Here is a 20,750-nt window from a genome sequence, read left to right as displayed (position 1 = left end):
CGCCTGAGCGATGGTCGATCCGAGCGAGGGCACTGCGGCTGATGTCCCTGACCGCCCGGCCTACTTGCACGGCGTCGCCGACCGGCAGTTCATGCGACGACAGCAGGCCCTCCTCACCGGTCTTGAACAGCCCAACGGGACCGACGGCCAGATCGGCATCCGTCTCCATAAGATCGGGATCCGATCAAAACAGGATCGCTCCACCGCACTGTTCACTCTCGCGACCGAACTCCCCGCTGCGATCCTCGCCCGGATGCTCGGTGTCCACATCAAGGTCGCCGTCCAGTGGCAGCAGGCATCCGCCGGGGACTGGGCCGCCTACGCAGCCGAAGTCAGCCAGCGGCCGGTGAGGACAGATCAACACCCAGCATCGAATACATGATCATGTCCCGACGCTCCTCGCCCACCTGCTGCCAACTGCGGAGCAGGCCCTCACGCTGGAAGCCCACACGCTCAGCCGTCCGCTGTGATGCGACATTCCACGGCTCGACATGCAGCTGAAGGCGAGGAATCCGCAGGTCACTAAGGGCCCAGCGGACAACCGCCCGGAGGGCTTCCGCGGCAATCCCTTGACCACGGGCGGACCCGGCAAGCCAATAACCCAGCGACGCTCGTCCCTCGCCCCGCTCCCTCACCCAGAGACCGACCATCCCCAGCGGGCGGCCGTCCTCGATCCGCACGATGACGAACGGATACCCGCTACCAGTAGACGCCCGCTCCCACTGTCGCCGGACGAAGGCTTCGCCCGCCGCCTGCGAGTACGTGGGGGGAACGGTCATGATCAACGGGATGTAGTCGTCGCTCGACGCCTCCCGGACGAGAGGCAGATCCCCGAGCTTTCCCAGGCGCGCAGCAGAACACTGTCGCCGGCAGTCAGGCGCGGGACAACCAAGGGGGCAACCATGCCCGCATCCTGCCGGGATTGTCGCCTCGACGCACGTCACTTTCTGCTGCCACCAGGGCATTCGGACAGTTCCAATACCCGACTCCACCATTAGCGCGTCCGGGCGGCGCTCAGGCGAAGCTCCTCGCCGAGATCAACGAACTCGACGAAGGGCGCAACATCGGAATTCTGACAGACGTCTATCGCGACTACCAGCGCGGGATCATGCCGTCCGGTCCCGGCGCCCGCGATTTGATCAGCCTCTTCATCAGCGTCGACGGACGGCTCCACGAGCTCTCCGAGCACGCGCCCCAGATCGTCGACAGCGACCAGGAGGTCGTCACCATGCTGTCGGCCCGGGCCCGCACCCTCCACCCGGTCTTGGCCTCCTCCGCGGTGGGCACCTGGATGGCGACGGCCTCGTAGCCCTGCCCGGCCAGGTCAGCCCACAGCGCGTTCCCGGTCTCGGCAAGTGCCTCGGGGTGGATCACGGCTACGCGCCTGGCCTTCTCCCGCACCAACCCAGCCACGTCGGCATGCAGTTGACCGTCCACCAGAACCACGTACGGGTCGCTGCCCGCGCTCCCGCCGACCTGAATTTTCGTCACCCGTCCAGCCATAACGTCCTCCGGGCGGGATCCCGGTGTCGCTGCCCCCCCCGGGAGTCGAAGTGAACTCCCATGCGTCCAGGGCGACTTAGGTGACTTCAGCAGGCGTACGGTTGTCGGTGGCCACCACCGCCGTGGCGACCTCCCCTGGGCCTGACGCGGCGACGCCGACGCACTGGCGCAGGACGGCTTCGGGCTGGCCACGTGATACTCGACCTCTTCGCGGGGCCGGGCGGCTGGAGCAGGGCACTGCACGTCCTGGGCGTGCGCGATGTCGGGCTGGAATGGGACCGGTGGGCGTGCAAGGCCCGTTCTGCGGCGGGGCAGTTGACGGTCCGGACAGACGTGGCACGGTATCCGACCTGGCAGTTCGTCGGCCGCACGCACGGTGTGATCGCCTCGCCGCCGTGCCAGGCGTGGAGCATGGCCGGCAAGCGCCTGGGCCTGCTACACCAACACACCGCCGCAGCCGGTGTTCCACGTCGAGCAGGCCCTCCTCGGAGCCCTCCTGCTCGACCTGCACCGTCTGGACGATGTGAGCGGCATCGCAGCCGACTCGTTCTCCACCGCCGCGCACACTGCTGTGTTCGCCGCGATCAGCGCCCTGCCGCCGCCCGACTCTACGGAGCACGCGAAGAACGCGACGTGGCTCGACCTCGTGCTCACCACGGCACGCGAGCGGGCGCGCGGGCTGACCGCTTCCGACCTTCACGCGCTCGTCCAGGTCTGTCCCTGGCCCAGCCACGCCCCGGCGTACGTGCGGATGGTCGAGGCCGAACATGCCCGCCGGCGCCTTGAGACAGCCGCGGAACGCCTCGTGCACACCGTCCACGACGCCTCCCTCCCCCACCCCGTCCAGACGGTGCTCACCGAGGCCGACGCGCCCGCCACGGTCGTGGACGACATCGCAGCCCGCTTCCCGCCACGCGCAGGCGTCCTGCCCCGGACCGCGGCTCCGCCGCCGCCCGCTGCGCGCGACTGCATGGAGGCCATCGAGGAGGAGCGGCTGCTGCTCGCGACCGCCACCGCCTACCCGGCCGGCATCGACGCCGTCCCCTGGCTGCTCCCCGGCGATCTCTTCGTACCGCTGCACGCGGGCGTGTGGCAGTGCCTGAGCGCCCTGGCCCGCCGCCGGGAGCCCGTCGACCCCGCCACGGTCCTGTAGGAAGCCCAGCAGCGCGGCCTGCTCGACGGAAGCGGCCCGGGTGAGGTACTCCGGATGCTGGCCGAACCAACGGGATCCGTGGAGCACTGGGGCGAGCGCATCCTGCAGCGCTCCCTCCCGACCACCGCCGAGCACACCGGCCGGCACATCTTGGCGTACGCCGGCGACCCGGCGAACACCCTCTTCCAGCTCGTCGTCGGCTCACGTCGCGCCCTCGCCGACATCGGCGCCGTTCGCTCCCGCCGACAGCACGCCACCGCAGCGCTCCCGACACCGCGACCGGCGCCCTCGACCCGCGCCGGCCCGGCGACCACCACGGCCGCGCACGTCGCCCGGTCCACACGAGCAACCCGGTAGCCCCGCCTACGCCGGTGGCCGGACCCCAAGGGCCGGCCACCGCCGACCTGGCGGAGCGCGAAAAGTCAACCGGGATCCGACCCGGTGATCCGATTCTGCGGCCGGGCCGTCTATCTCGAACGCCTCAGCTCCACCTCCCGCAGCGGCCCTGAGTCGCATCAGTCGAGGGCGTGGCTGCGGCCGGTCTGCAGGATCTCGTCGGAGAGCTCGGGCTCGACGTGGCGTACGGCGCGGGCGAGCATCAGCGCGCCGACCATTTCGCTGAGGAGGCGGATGGCCCTGTGGCGGGCCTCGGCCGGGTCGAGCTCGTGGCCCTTCTCCTCGGCTTCGCGCAGGAACTCGGCGGCGAAGCCGGTGAGGTAACCCTCGACGCCTTCGGCGTACGCGCTCTGCACGGCTTCGCTGTGCCGTCCGGCGTCGGTGACCAGGGAGGCGGAGGGGCAGCCACCGTCCGGGGCGTCACGGTGCGCGGTGGACAGGTACCCGGCCACGACCCGCTCCAGCGGAGAGCCGGCCTGGCCCGGACCGTCCTCGATCGTCCGGGCCAGGCCCCCGAGCGAGGCGGCGAAGGAGGCGCCGCACACCTCCACGGCCAGGTCGTTCTTGGAGGCGAAGTGGTTGTAGAAGCCGCCGTGGGTGAGTCCGGCTTCCTTCATCAACTCGGCGATGCCGACCGCGTCGATGCCCTGCGAGCGAAACATGCGGCCCGCCGCTTCGAGGATGTTCTGCCGGTTGCGGGCCTTGTCCTCCTTGGTGATCCGCGGCATGGCCGTCCTCTCGCGTCGCTCTCGATTTGACCTTTTCAATGATGCCTCTCATCATAACAGGAGTTCCAATGATGCCCATCATCAATAATTCGTGGAAGGGGAGCGTCATGCGCGCCATCGCCTACGACCGGCACGGAGAAGCCGGGCAGGTACTACGCCTGAGCGAGCAGCCGCCCCCTGCTGCGCCCGCCGCCGGGCAGGTGCAGGTGCGGGTGCTGTCCCGGCCGATCCACCCCGGCGACCTGGCGGGAGTGGAGGGCCTTCCGGGTGGGCCGCGGCAGCGGTTCGCGATGCCACGGATTCCCGGCGTGGAGGGGATGGGCGTCATCGAGACCGTCGGCGAGGGTGTGCAGGATCTGCGGCCCGGTCAGCGGGTGGCGTTCTTCCCGGTGCCGGGCGCGTGGAGCGAACTCGTCACGGCGCCGAGCGATCTGGTGGTGCCGGTGCCCGAGGACCTCAGCGACGAGACCGCGGCTCTGATGCTGGTCAACCCGCTGACCCTGCTCACCTTGCTGCGGGCGGTCGAGGACGCCCAGCACGGCCAGGCCGGTCCGGTGGTGCAGACGGCCGCCGGTTCGTCGGTGGGAAAGCTGGTCAGCGCCGCAGCGCTCAAGCACGGCATCCCCCTGGTCAATCTGGTACGCAGCGCCACGGGGGCGCAGGCGTTGCGGCAGCGCTTCCCCGGACTGCCGACCATCTCGACGGCCGACGCGGACTGGCGCACTCAGGTCCGGGACGCGACCGGCGGCCGGGGTGCTCAGGTGGTACTGGACGCGGTGGGCGGATCCCTGACCGGTGAGCTGGCCGGGCTGCTCGCCGACGGCGGAACGCTGATCACCTACGGACAGCTCGGTTCTGGCAGCACGCCGCTGGAGTCGCTCGCGCTGACCCCGCGGGCCCTGACCGTGCGGGGCGTGTCCATCGGCCAGTGGATGGCCCGCGCGCCTGAGGAACGGGCCGCGGACGTCGCCTTCGCCTCCCGTCTGGCCGCGACCGCTCCGGAACTCTTCGAGGTCGCCGCCGGCTACGACCTCGCCGACTTCCCGAAGGCCATCGACCATGTCCGCCGCCCCGGCAAGGGCGGAACCGTCCTTCTCACCAGCCCCGCATCCTGAACTCCACGAAGGGCACTGCCATGAAGATCGGAACCCTCGGCGCCGGAACCGTCGCCCAGGCCATCGCCCGCCACGCCGTGGCCCACGGCCACCAGGTCGTACTGAGCAACAGCCGCGGCCCCGCCTCCCTGACCGGCCTCGCCGACGAACTCGGACCGCTCGCCCACGCCGGCACCCCGGAGGAAGCCGCCGCGGCGGAACTCGTCGTGCTCGCAGTCGGCTGGCCCCAGATCCCGGGCGCGGTAGCCGGCCTGCCACCCTTCGACGGGCGCATCGTCATCGACGCCACCAACCAGTTCGCCTCCCCGCCCCCGCACACGAAGATCGCCGACCTGGGCGAGCTGACCGGCAGCGAACACGTCGCCTCACTGCTGCCCGGAGCCCGCGTCGTCAAGGCCTTCAACACCCTCTACGGCCAGTACATCGCCGCCGACCCGCGCCACCAGGCCGGCCGCCAGGTGTTGTTCCTCGCCGGTGACGACGCCGACGCCAAGACGACCGTCAAGGACCTCACCGCCGCCTTCGGCTTCGCCCCCGTCGACCTCGGCTCCCTGCGCGAGGGCGGACGCCTCATGCAGCTCGGCGGCCCACTTTCCGGCCTCCACGCCCTCAAACAGGACTGAGCCGGGCCCTCGCCCATTCCTCGCTCTCCTCCTCATCCGACCCTCGGCACAAGGAAGTTGCTCATGACCACCCAGCCCCTGCTGCAGCCCGTCCGCCTCGGCGCGCTGGAGCTCCCCAACAGCGTCGTCATGGCCCCCATGACCCGCGCCCGCGCTCAGAACGCCGAGCTGACCCCCACCGACCTGATGGCGACCTACTACGCGCAGCGCGCCGGCGCCGGCCTGATCGTCACCGAGGGAACCTGGGTCAGCCCCGACGCGATCGGCTTCATCAACGTCCCCGGCATCTACACCGACACGCAGACCGCCGGCTGGGCGAAAGTCACCGAAGCGGTCCACGAGGCGGGCGGGCGGATCGTCTCCCAGTTCGGCCACGTCGGCGCGGCCTCCCACCCCGACCACCTCGGCGGCCGCCTGCCCGCCGGCCCCTCGGCCATCAACCCCGGCGAGAAATCCTTCACCCCCTCCGGCCCGAAGGACACCCTCACCCCGCGCGCCTACACCGCCGCCGAGATCGCCGACACCATCGCCGACTACCGCCATGCGGCCGAGAACGCCCGCCGCGCCGGCTTCGACGGCGTGGAAATCCATGCCCAGGGGTCCCACTTGATCCCGCAGTTCCTCAACCCCCGTCTCAACCAGCGCACCGATGCCTACGGAGGCAGCAGCGAGAAGCGGGCCCAGTTCCTCCTGGACATCCTCGACGCCGTCAGTGACGTGTGGGGGAGCGACCGCATCAGCGTGAAGCTGTCCCCGGGCTGGGTCAGCGGAACCGCGTTCACCGCGGACGAGGAGACACTCGCCGACTACGACCAGCTGCTCAAGAAGCTCAACGACAGCAACCTGGCGTACCTGCACCTCCTGGGCACCCCCGGCACCATCGAGGAGCGCATCGCCCTCTTCTCCCGCTACCGCGCCCACTACCTGGGCAACATCGTCGCCAACCTCGGCTTCACCCCGGCCCTCGGCAACGAGATCCTCGACCACGGGATCGTCAACGCGGTCTCCTTCGGCGCCCCCTTCATCGCCAACCCCGACCTGGTCGAGCGCTTCGCGCAGGGCCACCCGCTGGCCGAGGGCAACCGGGACACCTACTACGCCGGTCACACCGAGGGCTACACCGACTACCCCGCCTTCACCGCCAACTGAGCAAGGAAGATCGCCGTGAGCAGCAACATCCGAGCGATGATCGCAAACGTCGAAGTCGAGAACCTCGAAGACGCGATCCCTCTCTACCAGGACCTGGCCGGGGACGTGGAGGTCCGCCGATTCCCCTACCGCGAACTGGAGTTGGCACTGGTAGGACCTTTCCTGCTCTACTCCGGCCCGCTGGAGAAGTACGTGTCGCAGAACGCGACCGTCATCGTCGAATCCCTGACCCCCGTTCTCGACGCCCTCGGCAAGGCCGGCGCCGAGATCCTCGAAGCACCCAACGAAGTACCCAACGGCACCAGGATCGTCGCCCGCCACCCGGACGGCTCTGTCTTCGAGTACATGCAGCCCCGAGCCTGATCCCCAAGCGCTGCAGCACCACTTCACTGCTCGTGAGGCCGGCATCGGGCCGGCCTCACGAGCACCGACAACACCCACGGACGGGAAGAACTCGTTACTCCGGCTGGTGCTCCCGAAGCCGCCACGAAATGCCATCGCTCCAGGCGCTGGCGACGCCGTCGCGGCTGTACATCCGCGCGCCTTCCGCCAGCTACAGACCGCGTCTTCGGCCTCTCGAGTAGCTCTGCGCGACCGTGGACAGGAGGGGAGGAGCTGGACCTTGGGCCAGTGGCGCTGGCGAACGGCAGTTCAACAGGCAGAACTTGACAGGGAACGGACCTGGTCGGATGACACGACCCACGCCATTCACGAGTCGCAGACCCTGCGCATCGAACGCGTCCACGACACCCGCGCCCACGAGACCGCCTGGACCGTGGCCGCCTACGAGACACCCGTCTCCGACCGCACGTGGGTCCTCACCGCGACCGGCGCCACCCCCGCTCCGGTGCTGCAGGATCTGCTTACCCACCTCGCCGACGGAGACTGCTGGGACACCCACGTCGGCGCCCCGGTGGACGAGAAGATGGTCACCGCAGCAACCAGCCGCTCTCCGACGCCGGATGGAAGCACACCGTGGACGGGCGATGGATCCGCTGGACGTCCTCCGACGGCGCTGCGGGCGTCCACTTCGACGCCTTAGACGCCGTTTCATTTGGGGAGTCGGCGGAGCAGATCACGGGGCGATCTCGTCCGTCACGACACCGTGTGCCTCAAGCCACGTCGTCTGGTCCGACGCCGGCGCCGTTACCACCGCCAGCGCCTCGATCAAGAGACGCCGGAGAAACGAGGAACCTGGAGTATCCACGGATGATCCCAGTCCTCCCTGAGCAAAAGATCCGCCTGTTCGACCGCCCCGGTCAGCGGCGGCGGGACGCGGCTCGCTCCGCCTGCCGGCGCAGGGCAGCGACCCGGGCCGGGCGTCGGCGCGGCGCCGGAACCGGCCGGTTGCGTACCGCCGACAGGGGTGCCGGGCGGGTGCTGTCGGCGTTCTCCTGACCGAACAGGACGAGGAGCGCCGCCACCAGGGTCGCCGCCAGCAGGAGGACCAGGTCGACCCATGCGACCCAGTTCCAGCCGTCCTTCCGGCTCGTCTCGTAGGGCGCGGCGACGTCGATGAAGAGGAGGTAGCCGAAAGCCAGGTACCGGACGTGCCTCTTCTTCGATGCCGTGTCCGCGAGGAAGCAGACGACCACGACGAGGAGGAAAGGAAGGTTGACGTACCAAGCCACGTGCGGCGCCAGCAGGATGAACACTGCAGCCGTGACAACTGTGAACACCTGATACCCCCCCGTATCTCGATCAACAGGACCTTAGCACCGGCTGCTCCCGGCCCAAGTGGGCTCGGACAAAGGGAAGTCGGCGATCATGGCGAGGTGACGAAGCAGACAGCAGCTAAGCCCCGTTTTACTTGGTGAGGCGGCGGTAGCCGATGAGGGCTGCGGCTGTGCCGACGAAGGCGAGGAAGTGTTCGGCCTTGCGTTCGTAGCGGCGGTGCAGGCGGCGGCATCCTGCGAGCCAGGAGACCGTTCTTTCGACGACCCAGCGGTGGCGGCCCAGCCGTGCGGAAGACTCGATGCCCTTGCGGGCGATGCGAGGGCGGATACCTCTCTCGCTCAGCCATCGGCGCAGGTCGTCGTAGTCGTATCCCTTGTCGGCGTGGAGCTTGACCGGGCGACGGCGGCGTGGGCCACGTCTGGAGCGGACGGGTGGGATGCCGCGCACGAGTGGTTGCAGGCCGAGGCTGTCGTGCATGTTGGCGCCGGAGATGCCCAGAGACAGGGGCAGTCCGTTCCTGTCCGTGAGCAGGTGGATTTGCGATCCCGGCTTGCCGCGGTCGGTCGGATTCGGTCCGGTCAGTGGCCCCCTTTTGCAGCGCGGACGCTGACGGAATCGATCACGCACCGCGACCAGTCCAGCTCCCCCCGGGCGCCGAGTTCGTCAAGGACGACGCGGTGGAGCCTGGCCCAGACGCGGTCCCGGCTCCACTGCGCGAAGCGCCGGTAGACGGTGGGCCAGGCCGGCCCGAAGACCGGCGGCAGCTGCCGCCAGGTGCAGCCCGAGGTGGCCACGAAGATGATCGCTGCCAGGCATTCGCGATCGCCGGCCCGCCGTCGCCTCCGCCTTGCGGGCATATGACCGGCGCCGGCGGAACCACTCGCCGAAACAGAGTCCACAACTCGTCCGGCGCCAACGAACGAGCACGCCATAAGAAACGGCGCCTTAGCCGCGCAGCACCCGAATCAGAGCCTGGCCACCTGGACCATCTGGGCCGGCCCCGGTTCGGACCGGCCCACCTGGACCGTCACAGCGTCCCCCCACATCCCGAGTTCGCTGCTGGCAGGTCTCTCCGAGTCCCTCGCCCACCAGACCGGCACGCGCCAGGCCCAGCCGGGCCGCGAGCACCAGAGTGTCAGGACACGCAGCGCCGCACTCGTGCCGGGGTGCCCGACCAGACGCAGTTCGCAACCAAGCCCACGCTGGCCGGGCAGATGATCGCGGCAGCGCTGGACGCCGGGATCGACGCCTCATGGGTGACCGGCGACGAGGCATACGGCCAAAACCCGGGCCTGCGTGCCCTGTTGGAGTCCCGCCGGATCAGCTACGTCCTGGCCGTCGCCTGCAGCATGCGAGTACGGATCAACCAGGGACGAACCGCTGTTCGCGCGGACGCCGTGGCCGACCGCCTGCCCGCCTCGGCCTGGCACCGGCAGAGCGCCGGAGCCGGAGCGAAGGGACCGCGCTACTACGACTGGGCCTGGATCGAGATCAGTGCCGACCGGCACCGGCACCTGTTGATCCGCCACAACCCGGGCAGCGGCGAACTCGCCTTCTACCTGTGCTGGTCACCGAGGCGGGTCCCGCTGTCCGGGCTGGTCAAGTGGCCGGGCCAGGCGGTGCATCGAGGAGTCCTTCCAGGCTGCGAAAGGCCAGGTCGGCCTCGACCACTACCAGGTCCGCCACGACGCGGAGGCGTTCCTCACCCCCTGTGAGGATCTTGCTGTCCGTCGCGGACGCCGGTCCGCCCGGGCCCGCCTGGGCCTCGCTCGTGGCCGGCTGACCGCCGCGCGCGGTGACGTCGACGCCGCTCGCATGGAGTTCGAGCAGGCCCTCGCGCACCTGGAACATCTTCCCCTCCCGTACGACCGTGCGCGGGTCAACTTCGCCAACGGACAGACCATGCGCCGGGCCGGCAAGCGCCGCGAGGCCGACACCGTTCCTGAAGAACGCTCGTGACGGCTACGCCACCCTCGGCGCCCACACGTACGTCGAGCGCTGCGAGCGGGAGCTGCAGGCCGGCGGTCTGCACAGCACCCGGCTCACCCCCGGCATGTCCCAACTCACCCCACAGGAACAGGCCGTGGCCCGCTTGGTCGCCTCCGGGGCGACCAACCAGCAGACGGCGCTGGAACTGTTCATCTCGGTCAAGACCGTGCAGTACCACCTGACCCACGTCTCTTCCAAGCTCGGCATCCGCTCCCGCAGCGAACTCGCCGCGAGCTTCCGAGAGTTGCCACCTCCCGAGTGATCAGCGGCCGCTACGACGAGGGCTTTGGCCGCCGTGGCAGCGCTGATCAAGCGCGGTAACGCGACGAACTTCGGAGAAAGCGAACCGGCGGTCAGCGCCGTCGCCGGCGCCGATCCCTACGCGCTGGCCGTCTCAGCGCCCAGTTCACGGTCGGCGTCCGCACGGGTGAACGAACTCGTCGACGAGATCCGTAGGACGGCCCGCCTGCTGAGTGACACCTCCGCGATGGCCGCTAGCGCGTGTCTCTTTGATGTGTTGGTCAGTTGATCGGATATATCCGTCAGATTAGTGATCACCGATGCGATGTGGGACCGGATCAGGCCGTTGATGCCAGCGGATCCGGTCCGCGGGCGGCGGTGGGCCGACCACCGCCGCACCCTGGAAGCCATCGCGTGGAAGTACCGCACCAACTCGCCTTGGCGGGACCTTCCCGAGGAACTCGGCTCATTCCTGACCGCTCCCAAGCGGCTGATCACATGGGCCATCGACGGCACCTGGGAAATGATCCTCGCCGTCGTTCTGGCGTCTGCAGACGCCGACTACGACATCGACTGGACGGTGTCAGTGGACTCCACAGTCGTCCGGGCCCACCAGCGGCCTCGGCGTCTGCCACGCCGGGTGGCGGGCGGCCGGGAACCAGGCGTCGCAGCAGATCGCGAAGCCGATCCGCCCCCCCTGCTGGCCGCACCCGCCGGTTTCACCAAGTTTGCATGACGCGTGCCTCACCAAGGGGCAGTCAGCTGTCAGCCCCGCCGTCAGGGCATCCGTTGTCGCTTTCCGCGGCAGACAGCTCGGCCCGCATTTCGGACATTAATGATGAAAACCACCAGAACCATGTGATGCCGGTTCACCAGAGCGGACGTGAGGCTGAGTGCGTCGGTCAGGCCGAGCAGCAAGAAACGGAGCACCACCATGGCAGCAGCAACAACCACGCGCGAGGGAGCGACCGCTTATGCGGTCCCTCTCCCGCAGTACGGGGTGGCGGCGCGGAAATACGTCACCGAGTTCATCGGCGCGTTCTTCCTCACGTTCGCGGTCGCGATGGCCGCATTGAGCGGCAGCACATTCGTGCCGCTGGCGGCGGGCGCCACCCTGATGGTCATGATCTACGCCGGCGGGCACATCTCCGGCGGCCATTACAACCCGGCGGTAACGCTGGCGGCGCTGGTCCGCCACCGGATCGGAGTCCGAGACGCGGCCGCGTACGTGGTCGCGCAGGTGGTCGCCGGCATCGTCGCCGGGCTCATCGCCCGCGCCGTGGTCAATCCCGGGACGGTCAGGACCCTGACGCTGTCCGGGCACACCGAGGCGGCCACCGCCGTGGTCGAGCTGCTGGTCACCTTCGCGCTGTGTTACGTCGTGCTGAACGTGGCCACCAGCAAGGACCAGCCCGGCAACGGGTTCTACGGGCTCGCGATCGGTTTCACCGTCGCGGCCGGCGCGTTCGCCGTCGGCGGCATCTCCGGCGGTGTGTTCAACCCGGCCGTCGCGCTGGGCGGCGCCACCGCAGGATTGTTCGGCTGGTCGACGATCTGGGTCTACCTCGTCGTCCAGCTGGCCGCCGGCATCGCGGCGGGGCTGGCGTTCCTGGCGCTCAACCCCGGCGACAAGTGACCGAGCACGGGCCGTCACCGGCCTTGTACCCCTCGGAGCGGCCGGCCCCGCGTCGGTTGCCGCCCCGCTTTCCGGCGCCCCACTCTCCATCACCCGCATTCCACCACCCCCACAGAGGAGAAACGGCCCATGACCAGCATCCAGCCCAAGCCGACGACCAACGATGCCGGCATCCCGGTGGCCAGCGACGACCATTCGCTGACCGTCGGCCCCGACGGCCCGATCCTGCTGCAGGACCACTACCTGATCGAGCAGATGGCCAACTTCAACCGGGAGCGGATCCCGGAGCGTCAGCCGCACGCGAAGGGAGCGGGAGCGTTCGGACACTTCGAAGTCACGAACGACGTCAGCGCCTACACCAAGGCCGCGGTGTTCCAGCCGGGCACCCGCACCGACACGCTCATCCGGTTCTCCACCGTGGCCGGGGAGCAGGGCAGCCCGGACACCTGGCGGGACCCGCGCGGATTCTCGCTGAAGATGTACACCTCCGAGGGAAATCTCGACCTCGTGGGCAACAACACCCCGGTGTTCTTCATCCGCGACCCGCTGAAGTTCCAGCACTTCATCCGGTCCCAGAAGCGCCGCGCCGACAGCGGGCTGCGGGACAACGACATGCAGTGGGACTTCTGGACCCTGTCCCCGGAGTCGGCGCACATGGTGACCTGGCTGATGGGTGACCGGGGCATCCCGCGGACCTGGCGGCACATGAACGGGTACTCCAGCCACACCTACTCCTGGCTCAACGCCGACGGTGAGCTGTTCTGGGTGAAGTACCACTTCATCACCGACCAGGGCATCGAGTTCCTCACCCAGGCCGAGGCCGACGACCTGGCCGGCAAGGACGGCGACTACCACCGGCGTGACCTGTTCGAGGCGATCAAGCGCGGGGAGTACCCGAGCTGGACGCTGAAGGTGCAGATCATGCCGTTCGAGGACGCCAAGACCTACCGGTTCAACCCGTTCGACCTGACCAAGGTGTGGCCGCACGGCGACTACCCACTGCACGAGGTGGGCCGGCTGACGCTGGACCGCAACGTGAACGACTTCCACACCGAGATGGAGCAGGCCGCGTTCGAGCCGAACAACCAGGTGCCCGGCACCGGGCTGTCGCCGGACAAGATGCTGCTGGCCCGAGGGTTCTCCTACGCCGACGCGCACCGCGCCCGGCTCGGGGTCAACTACAAGCAGATCCCGGTGAACTCGGCGAAGGTCGAGGTGCACTCGTACTCCAAGGACGGCGTGATGCGTGTCCGCAACGTCTCCGACCCGGTGTACGCGCCGAACTCCTACGGCGGCCCGCAGGCCGACCCGGTTGCGGCCGCGGAGGTGCACTGGTCCGCCGACGGCGACATGGTCCGCCAGGCGTACACGCTGCGCCGTGAGGACGACGACTGGGGGCAGGCCCGCACCATGGTCCGCGAGGTCCTGGACGACGCCGAGCGTGACCGGCTGGTGTCCAACATCGCCGGCCACCTGCTGGGCGGCGTGTCCGAGCCGGTGCTCGAGCGCGCCTTCCAGTACTGGAGGAACGTGGACCAGACCTTCGGCGAGAGGGTCGAGAAGGCCGTCCGCAGCGGGCAGCAGTCCTGACCGGCGACACGAACCACCCATGGGCCTGGCGTCGACAGGCACCGGGCCCATGGCCCCTCAACAGCCCAGAATCTGGGCGGAACGCTGGCGCCATGAACGATCCGACGACATCCGCGTGCTACGAGATCCGTGTGTGTGGGCACCTGAGCCAGACTTTCCTCAGCGCGTTTCCCGGCCTGCGTGCCGAGTCCCGGCGAGCCGAAACCCTGCTCACCGGGACGCTGCCCGATCGTGCCGCGCTGTATGGCGTGCTGGGCCAGATCGAGGCGCTCGGCCTGGAGCTGATCGAGCTCCGTCGCTGCGGCGGCCAGCCTGCCAGCAGTCGGGCCGGCGGCGAGCGACCCGGCTCACGATCCTCGTGAAGAGGGTGCGAGCAGGCTCAGGGCCCGAGCTCGCTCCACTGCTTGGCTACGGCTGTGTGTGCCGAGTTTCGCGTAAAGGTGCCGCATGTGTGTCCGCACGGTGTTCACCGACAGGGACAGCTCGTCGGCGATCTCCGGGGCCGGCAAGTTCGTCGGCAGGTACCGCAGGACGCGGATCTCACTGTGGGTCAACGGCTCGCACAGACGCGCCGGTGCGTCGACCGCCGGCGCTTCCTGCTTCCCGGCCAGGAGATCGAGGATCTCGGAGATCAAGGCGGCATGAGCGGTGCCGGCCCGGGCATGGCGCTCCAGCACCTCCGGCGCGGGGTGGAGGAGGAAGGGCAGCACCACGGCGTCGGGTTCTGCGAGATCGAGCGCATGCTCCAGGGCGCGCCCGGCGGCCGCCTGGTCACCGAGCGCGTCGCGTGCGATCGCCTCGAGCAGGAAGACTTGCACCAGCCAGCCACGGGGTTCCATGAGAGGGGCGGAGCCGTCGAGGATGGGCGCCAGCACGGCGGTCGCCGCCTGCGGATCGTCCTGGGCGAGCCGCAGCGCCGCCAGAGCGGCCCGGGTTTCCCCCCTCTCGCGCTCGGCCGGATCCATCTCGGCCAGCGCCTGTTCGACACGCTGTGCTTCACCGAGCCGCACCCACGTGTGCAGCTGGAACGCGCGTGCCTTCGTGGCGAGCGGATGACGGGCGGCGACCAGACCGCTCACGTGCTCGGCCGAGCGGAGACCGGCCAGCGCGTCCTCGTCCCGGCCACGGGCCAGCTCCAGCAGCCCGCGGCCGTAGTACAGGATCAGGACCGTCACCGGATCGGCCTCCTGGCGCACCGCCCGCTCGGCTCGCTCCAGCCACGGCTCCGCCTCGTCGAGCCGTCCCCGCCAGAGCATGTGCAGGCCGAGCGCCACATGAGCGGCCGTGACAATCCGCTCGTCGGTCCAGCCGTGCCGACGGGCCAGCTCCATGGCCTGCCGCCCGCGCTCGGCGGCCACAGCGAGTTCTCTGCCGAGCGCCACGACCGCCCAGTGCGCCAGCCCCAGGATCTCCAGATACGGCCGCCCGATCCGGTGGGCCAGCGCGACGCCCCGTTCGAGGTGCCGGTCGGCGTCTTCGTACCGCTGGCACCAGGTCTCGGCGATGCCCAGACTGATCAGCGCCAGGGCACGCAGCTCGGCCCCGCGTTCGAACTCCGCCGCGTCCAGGGCGTCACCGGAGGCGAGCAGCCGCTGCGCTTCCTCGACCACGACCGGCAGGTCGCCGCGCTGGCGAGCCAGCAGGAGCCGCACCACGGTGACCATCAGATCGACATGCTCCCGCCGCTCCGGGGACACCGACGCCGAGCCTCCGGTGGCCAGGGCCAGCCGAAGCTCAGCCTCCGCCAGCGATCCGTTCGCGGCTTCGTCGAACGCGGCCAGTGTCGTGAGCTCCCCGTCGGCCGAGATCATCTCGGCGGGGAATCCGGCCAGCAGTGCATGGGCCGTGGCGGCCTGTCCGTCCAGGCCGACACCGATCCAGTGGTCCGACAGCAGGCGGCCCGCCGGACCCCAGTCCCCCGCCGCCTGGGCGTGCCGAATCGCCTCCACCGGATACCCGTGGTCTGCGTACCAGCCGGCCGCGGCCCGATGCACCGAGGGCACCTCGTCCGGAGCGGTGCGCCGCAGTTCCAGCTGAAGCAGGTCCGCGAACATCCTGTGGTAGCGGAACCAGGACCGCCGCGCGTCCAGCGAGATGACGAACGCCCCAGACTCCTCCAGGTCCTGCAAGGCCCGTTCCGTGCCGGAACTCCCCGTCAGGAGGTCGGCGAGCTCGCCATTGACCCGTTCCAGCACGCTGGTCCGCAACAGCAGTCGCCGGACCTCCTCGCTCTGCCGCTCCATCACCTCGGCCAGCAGGTAATCGGCCACTGTCCGCTCGCTGCCGGCGAACCCGGCCGCGAATCCCTCCGGGTCCGGATGCCCCTCCAACGAAAGCGCGGCCAGCCGCAGGCCCGCAGCCCATCCCTCGGTCCGCTCGTGCAGCCGCGCGAGGGTGGCCCCGGACAGCTCCACCCCGGCACCGTGGAACAGCGCTTCCGCCTCGTCCAGGCTGAACCGCAGACCGTCCGCACGGATCTCGGTGAGGCCCGCCTCCAGTCGCAGCCGGTGCAGGCCAAGGCGCAGATCCCGCCGGGTGGCGAGCACGAACCGCAGCTCCGGCGGCGCGCGCATCAGCAGCAGTTCCAGCTGGCGTCGCGCCTCCGTCGAGCGCAGCTCGTGCAGGTCGTCGATGATCAACCAGACCGGTTCCTCCAGCGTTGCCAGGTCCTTGAGCAGCCGCTCCACGACGGTCCACCCGTCCAGGTCCGGCGCCTGCGTCAACGGCTGCACCAGGTCGGACCCGGGGTCCGTGGCCCGCAGCGCGTCGCACACGCTGATCCAGAACCGTTGTGGGTCGCGCTCCTCGCGCTGCACCGAGACACTCGCGGCACGTTCCGCCAGACCTGTCTCGCGGACCCAGGACCGCAGCAGGAAGGTCTTCCCGCTGCCGGCCGGCGCCGACACCGTGGTGACACGTGCGGCCCCGGCAAGCCGTGCGTACAGCGCGGGGCGGGAGACGATCCGACCCCGGACAGCAGGTGCCGTCCGAGCATCGGCGCCCTGGGATCGGCCTGCATTTCTCATGGCGGTCACAGTGAAGTGGGCAGGGGCACGGTGCGCACTTCCGACCATCGCACAGGTCAGTGGTGAATTCCCTCCAGCGGGTATCCCACCACCGGAGGGCGAGCGTGTCTCAGAGCCCCGAAGCGGTCACTTCCATGAGATCGCGCGCCCCGGCGCAGAGCAGCTCCGCGGCCAGTTCGCGGCCGAGTCGCAGGGCTTCGGTGAAGGAGGCCGAGGACTCGCGCGGGGCGGCACCGTGCGCGCGCAGCACCTGCCGTCCGTCAGTGCCGAAGACGGCGGCCCGCATCCGGAGCGGCCGCGTGCCCGTCGCGTAGACGCCGACCGAGGCAGTGCACCCGGCCCCGAGCGCCTGGAGCAGGCTGCGCTCGGCGGTCACCGCGGCCAGGCTGGCCGGACAGGTCAGGGCGCCGAGCAGGGCCGCGAGCTCGAGCTCGTCGGCACGGCATTCCACGGCGAGGGCTCCCTGGCCGGGGGCTGGGAGCATCTCGTCCGGCTCGAAGACCTGGGTGACGGCGTCGGCATGGCCGATCCTGGCCAGCCCGGCACGGGCCAGCAGCACCGCATCGAGCTCGCCGGAGATCACCTTGCCCAGCCGGGTGCCTGCGTTGCCGCGGATCGGCACGCATCGCAGGTCGCCGCGCAGGCGCAGCACCTGCGCGGCCCGCCTCGGCGAGCCGGTGCCGATCGTGGCGCCGGGCCGCAGGTCGGCGAGCTTGGCACCGTCCCGCGCGACCAACGCGTCCCGCGGGTCCTCGCGGGGCGGCACCGCCGCGAGTGCAATGCCCGCCGCCGGCCCGGTCGGCAGGTCCTTCAGCGAATGCACGGCCACGTCAACCTCACCACCGAGCAGCGCCTCGCGCAGCGCGCCGGCGAACACTCCGTTCCCGCCGATCCGATCCAGTTGCGCTCGGCTGACGTCGCCCCGCGTCGTCACCTCGACGACCTCCACCAGTCGGCCGGTCAGCTCGGTGATCACGCCGGCCACCCGCCCGGACTGAGCCATGGCCATCGGGCTCCTGCGGCTGCCGAGTCGCAGCGTCTGCGCGTTCACGGGAGCCCCTCCTGCCCTGGGGTGGGTGCCCGGGTGACCACCTGGACCGCGCGTGGCTCGAGATCGAACAGGACTCGCAGCGCCGCCGCGTAATCCTCGCCCTTCGGTGATCCCGCGTGTTCCTTGACCCGGACGGTCGGCTCGTGCAGGAGCTTGTCCACCACTCGCCGCATCGCCTGGGCCAACTCGTCGAGGGAAAGGCCGCTCGCCGCCTCGGAGGTCAGTCGGCCGGCCAGTCTGGCCAGTTCAGCGTCGACCACGCAGGCCGCCTTGGCGCGCAGCGCAACAACGACGGGAGCGACCTGGGCGGCGTCGACCGCCGACCGGTAGGCGGCTAGTTCGGTCTCCAGGATCGCCCGCACCGCGGCGACGTCGTCGGTATCGGCGCCCGTCCGGTGCTCGCTGAGCGCGTCCATGCCGAACACCGTCACGCCCGGCAGCTCGGCGACGGCGGGCTCCACGTCGCGGGGCATCGCCAGGTCCAGGAACACCAGGCCGCCGCGTCGCCAGGCGGGGACCATGTCGGCGGTGATCACGTACCCGGCTGCACCGGTACAGCAGATCACGACGTCCGCTTCCGCCATGGCGGCGGGCAGGTCCCCCAGGCCGACGACCCGGGTCACCGCCGCACCCGGCCGGGCAGCCAGCCGCTCCGCCTTCCGGCGTGTCCGGTTGGCCACCACGATCGCGGCCGCCCCGCTCCTGGCCGCGGTCGCCACGGCCAGCGCGCTCATCGACCCGGCCCCGACCACCAGCACATCCCGGCCCGCCAGACCCTGCTCGCCCAGGCTCGGGGCGGCCAGCTCCACTCCCAAGCCCAGCAGGCCGGCCCCGGCTCGGCCGATCCCGGTCTCGGCCCGGGTTCGCTTGCCCGCACGCAGCGCGGCCCGGCCGAGGTCGCCCAGGACCCGTCCGACGGTGCCCTGCCGGGCGGCCAGCTTGATCGCCGCGCGCACCTGGCCGACCACCTGCTCCTCGCCCACCACCACCGAATCCAGCCCGCAGGCCACGGCCAGCAAGTGGCTGACGGCGCGGTCCTCGTAGTGCACGTACAGGTGGGGGGTCAGATCATCGAGCGGGACCCCGGAGTGCCGCGCGAGCAGCTCGCAGATCACCGTCACGCCGGCGTGAAACCGGTCGACGTCGGCGTACACCTCGATCCGGTTGCACGTCGAGACCACGAACACCTCGGCCACTGGCTCGGCCTGCGCCACGTCATGCAGCAGCTTGCCGAGCGTGTCCCCGCTGACCGCGGCCCGTTCCAAGACGGCCATCGACGCACTCTTGTGACTCAGGCCGACCGCCAATACGCTCACCGCTCCTCCTCGTGTCCTTCAGCCACACCCCAGCCTCCGGCGCGGCTTGGTGAACGCACATCGCCCGATCCTGGTGATGTGGCCTTTTCGCCGCGGCGGGCGAGGCATCGCGGCGCCTACGAGATTTCGGTGGCAGGCTGGGCCGGATTTCAGGGCCGAGATCGTCGAGCTGTGCCGACGCGGTGACCGCTCAGTTGGTCAGGTCGCCAAAGACTTCGACCTTACGGCGACGCGGTGCTCGACTGGTTCGGCAGGCCGAGGTCGATGCCGGCGAGCGTGACGGCCTGACCAGCAGCGAACGCGCGGAACTGGCCCAGCTGCGGCCAGGTCCGCCGACCATCGGCCGCGGCGGACGGCGCGCATTCGTTTCCGGGAAGAAGAAACAGAACACCATGAAGGCCACCGTCATCGCTGACTGGCGCGGCCGCACCTTATGGACCGACACCCTGCGGCCTGGTCGTATGCACGATGCCACGGCCGCCCGCAACGAAGGCATCGACGTCTGCTTCCAGCACTTCCCCGACGTCCAGGTCCTCCTGGACGACGGCTACCTCGGCCTGAGCCGCGACCGCCTCCCCGACACCTACCGCGCCATCGCCAACCTCGTCTCCGACCGCACCGCCACGACCTGAGAACGGCCGTGAGCAGGACGAGCACACCTCACCCGCTATCACGCACCAACTCGTTAGACCGAGGCCGGTGCACCCGATAGGCACGGTCTGCGGTCGGGGCTGAGCAGCACAGTTGGGGCCCACCAGAGAACGCTCTGGTGGGCCCCAACTGTGCTGCGGCGTGAGGTCAGATGCCCCGGTGGGTCTGGTAGTAGCCGCCGACCTGCTCGTGGTAGCCGGCGTCGCCGAGGTGCTTATCCTTGTCGAACTCCGGGGAGTCCTTGATCTGGTCCTTGGTGAGGTCGACGTAGATCTTGCGTTCGGCCTGATCGACCGTTCGCACGGTGCCGGCGGGCAGCAGGACGTGCTTGCCGAAGATCCACACGCCGGTGTCGACGACCAGGTAGGCGGAGTTGACGTCGTCCGAGTGCTTGTCGACCTTGCCGATGCTGCCGTCGGTGGCCTCGACCTTGTAGCCGGTCAGGTCGGTGCCCGCGGTGTAGCCGGTGGTCGGCTGGTAGCCCCAGATGCTGTCACTCATATTGCACGGCTCCCTTGTAGAGACTCACTACTTCCCACAGCTGTACTGCAGGTTTTTCCGGGACGCCATCTATCGGTGACGTTCCCTCAGAATGCCGGGTTCCCCGGCTTTTGCGGCCCACACATTCGCGTCCGGGAAAAGCGGGACGGCCGGAGACGGCGCGCTGGAGGCCGTGGTTCCCGGCGTCACGGTCATCTCCGGCCGTTTTTCTTCTGTACCCCGGATCGACAGAAAAACCACTCTCGTCACGGCAGTCGCGCGCAGACGCGGCCAGGGGTGGGGGGGGGGGGGGGGGGGGGGGGGGGGGACCACGGGGGGGGTGGGGGGGGGGGGAAGGTTCCCCCTAGGGTCAACTACTGGCCTTTCTCCCCCCTGGGGGGGGGGGGAGGCCAAAAAAAAAAAACAA

Annotated in this window: 20 protein-coding genes and 7 pseudogenes; 18 read left to right on the top strand and 9 right to left on the bottom strand. The window is 69.9% G+C overall.

The features are described 5' to 3' along the window. Positions 1-10: 10 nt before the first annotated feature. Positions 11-382: a hypothetical protein gene (locus ACZ5K7_RS20010; protein WP_468914967.1), complete on the top strand. Its 372-nt coding sequence runs from the start codon at positions 11-13 to the stop codon at positions 380-382. Here the strand turns inward: ACZ5K7_RS20010 and ACZ5K7_RS20005 are convergent. Continuing rightward, positions 333-779 (bottom strand): GNAT family N-acetyltransferase, encoded by a 447-nt coding sequence (locus ACZ5K7_RS20005; RefSeq protein WP_468914965.1) that lies wholly within the window; start codon positions 777-779, stop codon positions 333-335. The genes ACZ5K7_RS20010 and ACZ5K7_RS20005 overlap by 50 nt on opposite strands. A 481-nt stretch (positions 780-1,260) precedes the next feature. Then, positions 1,261-1,503: pseudogene (locus ACZ5K7_RS20000) on the bottom strand (3-dehydroquinate synthase); the annotation flags it as partial. A gap of 192 nt (positions 1,504-1,695) precedes the next feature. Here ACZ5K7_RS20000 and ACZ5K7_RS19995 point away from each other — a divergent pair. Together ACZ5K7_RS19995 and ACZ5K7_RS19990 are read left to right on the top strand one after the other, a co-directional pair. Then, positions 1,696-1,962 (top strand): annotated as a pseudogene (locus ACZ5K7_RS19995) (DNA cytosine methyltransferase); the annotation flags it as partial. 1 nt (position 1,963) lies between these two features. Then, positions 1,964-3,013: pseudogene (locus ACZ5K7_RS19990) on the top strand (DnaB-like helicase N-terminal domain-containing protein). Positions 3,014-3,171: 158 nt separating this feature from the next. Here ACZ5K7_RS19990 and ACZ5K7_RS19985 read toward each other — a convergent pair. Next, complete coding sequence (locus ACZ5K7_RS19985; RefSeq protein WP_468914963.1) at positions 3,172-3,780, bottom strand: TetR/AcrR family transcriptional regulator; 609 nt, start codon at positions 3,778-3,780, stop codon at positions 3,172-3,174. 107 nt (positions 3,781-3,887) lie between these two features. Between ACZ5K7_RS19985 and ACZ5K7_RS19980 the strand changes: the two genes are divergently transcribed. From ACZ5K7_RS19980 to ACZ5K7_RS19960, 5 genes are all read left to right on the top strand, one after another. Then, entirely contained in the window at positions 3,888-4,895 is a 1,008-nt protein-coding gene (locus tag ACZ5K7_RS19980) for an alcohol dehydrogenase catalytic domain-containing protein (protein ID WP_468914961.1), read from the top strand. Next, a complete protein-coding gene (locus ACZ5K7_RS19975) occupies positions 4,892-5,518 on the top strand; it encodes an NADPH-dependent F420 reductase (protein WP_468915363.1) in 627 nt (208 codons plus the stop codon). The genes ACZ5K7_RS19980 and ACZ5K7_RS19975 overlap by 4 nt, the downstream gene beginning before the upstream one ends. Positions 5,519-5,581: 63 nt before the next feature. Next, on the top strand, positions 5,582-6,667 hold the full coding sequence (locus ACZ5K7_RS19970; protein WP_468914960.1) for an alkene reductase: 1,086 nt from the start codon (positions 5,582-5,584) through the stop codon (positions 6,665-6,667). 15 nt (positions 6,668-6,682) lie between these two features. After that, entirely contained in the window at positions 6,683-7,030 is a 348-nt protein-coding gene (locus ACZ5K7_RS19965) for a VOC family protein (RefSeq protein WP_450972531.1), read from the top strand. A gap of 259 nt (positions 7,031-7,289) precedes the next feature. After that, entirely contained in the window at positions 7,290-7,709 is a 420-nt protein-coding gene (locus tag ACZ5K7_RS19960) for an SPDY domain-containing protein (protein ID WP_468914958.1), read from the top strand. A 217-nt stretch (positions 7,710-7,926) separates the two neighbouring features. Here the strand turns inward: ACZ5K7_RS19960 and ACZ5K7_RS19955 are convergent, their stop codons facing one another. After that, on the bottom strand, positions 7,927-8,346 hold the full coding sequence (locus tag ACZ5K7_RS19955) for a hypothetical protein (protein WP_468914956.1): 420 nt from the start codon (positions 8,344-8,346) through the stop codon (positions 7,927-7,929). A gap of 127 nt (positions 8,347-8,473) precedes the next feature. Further along, positions 8,474-9,260: pseudogene (locus ACZ5K7_RS19950) on the bottom strand (IS5 family transposase). 14 nt (positions 9,261-9,274) lie between these two features. Here ACZ5K7_RS19950 and ACZ5K7_RS19945 point away from each other — a divergent pair. The 9 genes and pseudogenes from ACZ5K7_RS19945 (at position 9,275) to ACZ5K7_RS19905 (ending at position 14,161) form a co-directional block, all read left to right on the top strand. Beyond that, on the top strand, positions 9,275-9,562 hold the full coding sequence (locus ACZ5K7_RS19945) for an SPDY domain-containing protein (protein ID WP_468915362.1): 288 nt from the start codon (positions 9,275-9,277) through the stop codon (positions 9,560-9,562). Beyond that, a pseudogene (locus ACZ5K7_RS19940) lies at positions 9,484-10,030 on the top strand (IS701 family transposase); the annotation flags it as partial. The gene ACZ5K7_RS19945 and the pseudogene ACZ5K7_RS19940, both read left to right, overlap by 79 nt. Positions 10,031-10,159: 129 nt before the next feature. Further along, entirely contained in the window at positions 10,160-10,303 is a 144-nt protein-coding gene (locus ACZ5K7_RS19935; RefSeq protein ID WP_468915374.1) for a hypothetical protein, read from the top strand. 124 nt (positions 10,304-10,427) lie between these two features. Next, positions 10,428-10,595: a helix-turn-helix domain-containing protein gene (locus tag ACZ5K7_RS19930; RefSeq protein WP_468914955.1), complete on the top strand. Its 168-nt coding sequence runs from the start codon at positions 10,428-10,430 to the stop codon at positions 10,593-10,595. A 33-nt stretch (positions 10,596-10,628) separates the two neighbouring features. Then, on the top strand, positions 10,629-10,862 hold the full coding sequence (locus ACZ5K7_RS19925) for a hypothetical protein (protein ID WP_351713999.1): 234 nt from the start codon (positions 10,629-10,631) through the stop codon (positions 10,860-10,862). 6 nt (positions 10,863-10,868) lie between these two features. Next, positions 10,869-11,255, top strand: a pseudogene (locus tag ACZ5K7_RS19920) (transposase); the annotation flags it as partial. A gap of 252 nt (positions 11,256-11,507) precedes the next feature. Beyond that, positions 11,508-12,209, top strand: coding sequence for an aquaporin (locus ACZ5K7_RS19915; RefSeq protein ID WP_468914953.1), 702 nt, complete (start codon positions 11,508-11,510; stop codon positions 12,207-12,209). Positions 12,210-12,338: 129 nt separating this feature from the next. Next, entirely contained in the window at positions 12,339-13,799 is a 1,461-nt protein-coding gene (locus tag ACZ5K7_RS19910) for a catalase (protein WP_351712823.1), read from the top strand. 92 nt (positions 13,800-13,891) lie between these two features. Next, a complete protein-coding gene (locus ACZ5K7_RS19905; RefSeq protein ID WP_351712825.1) occupies positions 13,892-14,161 on the top strand; it encodes a hypothetical protein in 270 nt (89 codons plus the stop codon). On the opposite strand, the gene ACZ5K7_RS19900 is transcribed toward ACZ5K7_RS19905, so the two are convergent. From ACZ5K7_RS19900 to ACZ5K7_RS19890, 3 genes are all read right to left on the bottom strand, one after another. Further along, complete coding sequence (locus ACZ5K7_RS19900; protein ID WP_468914950.1) at positions 14,147-16,825, bottom strand: winged helix-turn-helix domain-containing protein; 2,679 nt, start codon at positions 16,823-16,825, stop codon at positions 14,147-14,149. The genes ACZ5K7_RS19905 and ACZ5K7_RS19900 overlap by 15 nt on opposite strands. A 109-nt stretch (positions 16,826-16,934) precedes the next feature. Next, positions 16,935-17,876, bottom strand: coding sequence for a hydroxymethylbilane synthase (gene hemC, locus ACZ5K7_RS19895; protein WP_468914949.1), 942 nt, complete (start codon positions 17,874-17,876; stop codon positions 16,935-16,937). Next, the gene (locus ACZ5K7_RS19890) at positions 17,873-19,192 is read right to left on the bottom strand and encodes a glutamyl-tRNA reductase (RefSeq protein WP_468914948.1); all 1,320 of its coding nucleotides are present in this window, start codon (positions 19,190-19,192) and stop codon (positions 17,873-17,875) included. Before ACZ5K7_RS19890 ends, hemC begins: the two co-directional genes overlap by 4 nt. Before the next feature lie 137 nt (positions 19,193-19,329). On the opposite strand from ACZ5K7_RS19890, the pseudogene ACZ5K7_RS19885 reads away from it, so the two are divergent. Further along, positions 19,330-19,824 (top strand): annotated as a pseudogene (locus tag ACZ5K7_RS19885) (transposase family protein); the annotation flags it as partial. A gap of 166 nt (positions 19,825-19,990) precedes the next feature. On the opposite strand, the gene ACZ5K7_RS19880 reads toward ACZ5K7_RS19885, so the two are convergent. After that, positions 19,991-20,344: a PRC-barrel domain-containing protein gene (locus ACZ5K7_RS19880; protein WP_351712833.1), complete on the bottom strand. Its 354-nt coding sequence runs from the start codon at positions 20,342-20,344 to the stop codon at positions 19,991-19,993. Positions 20,345-20,750 lie beyond the last annotated feature (406 nt).

Source organism: Streptomyces sp. NPDC031497 (genome assembly GCF_055580905.1).
The sequence above is the reverse complement of the archived record's forward strand: the minus strand, read 5'-3'. Positions and strand labels throughout refer to the sequence as shown.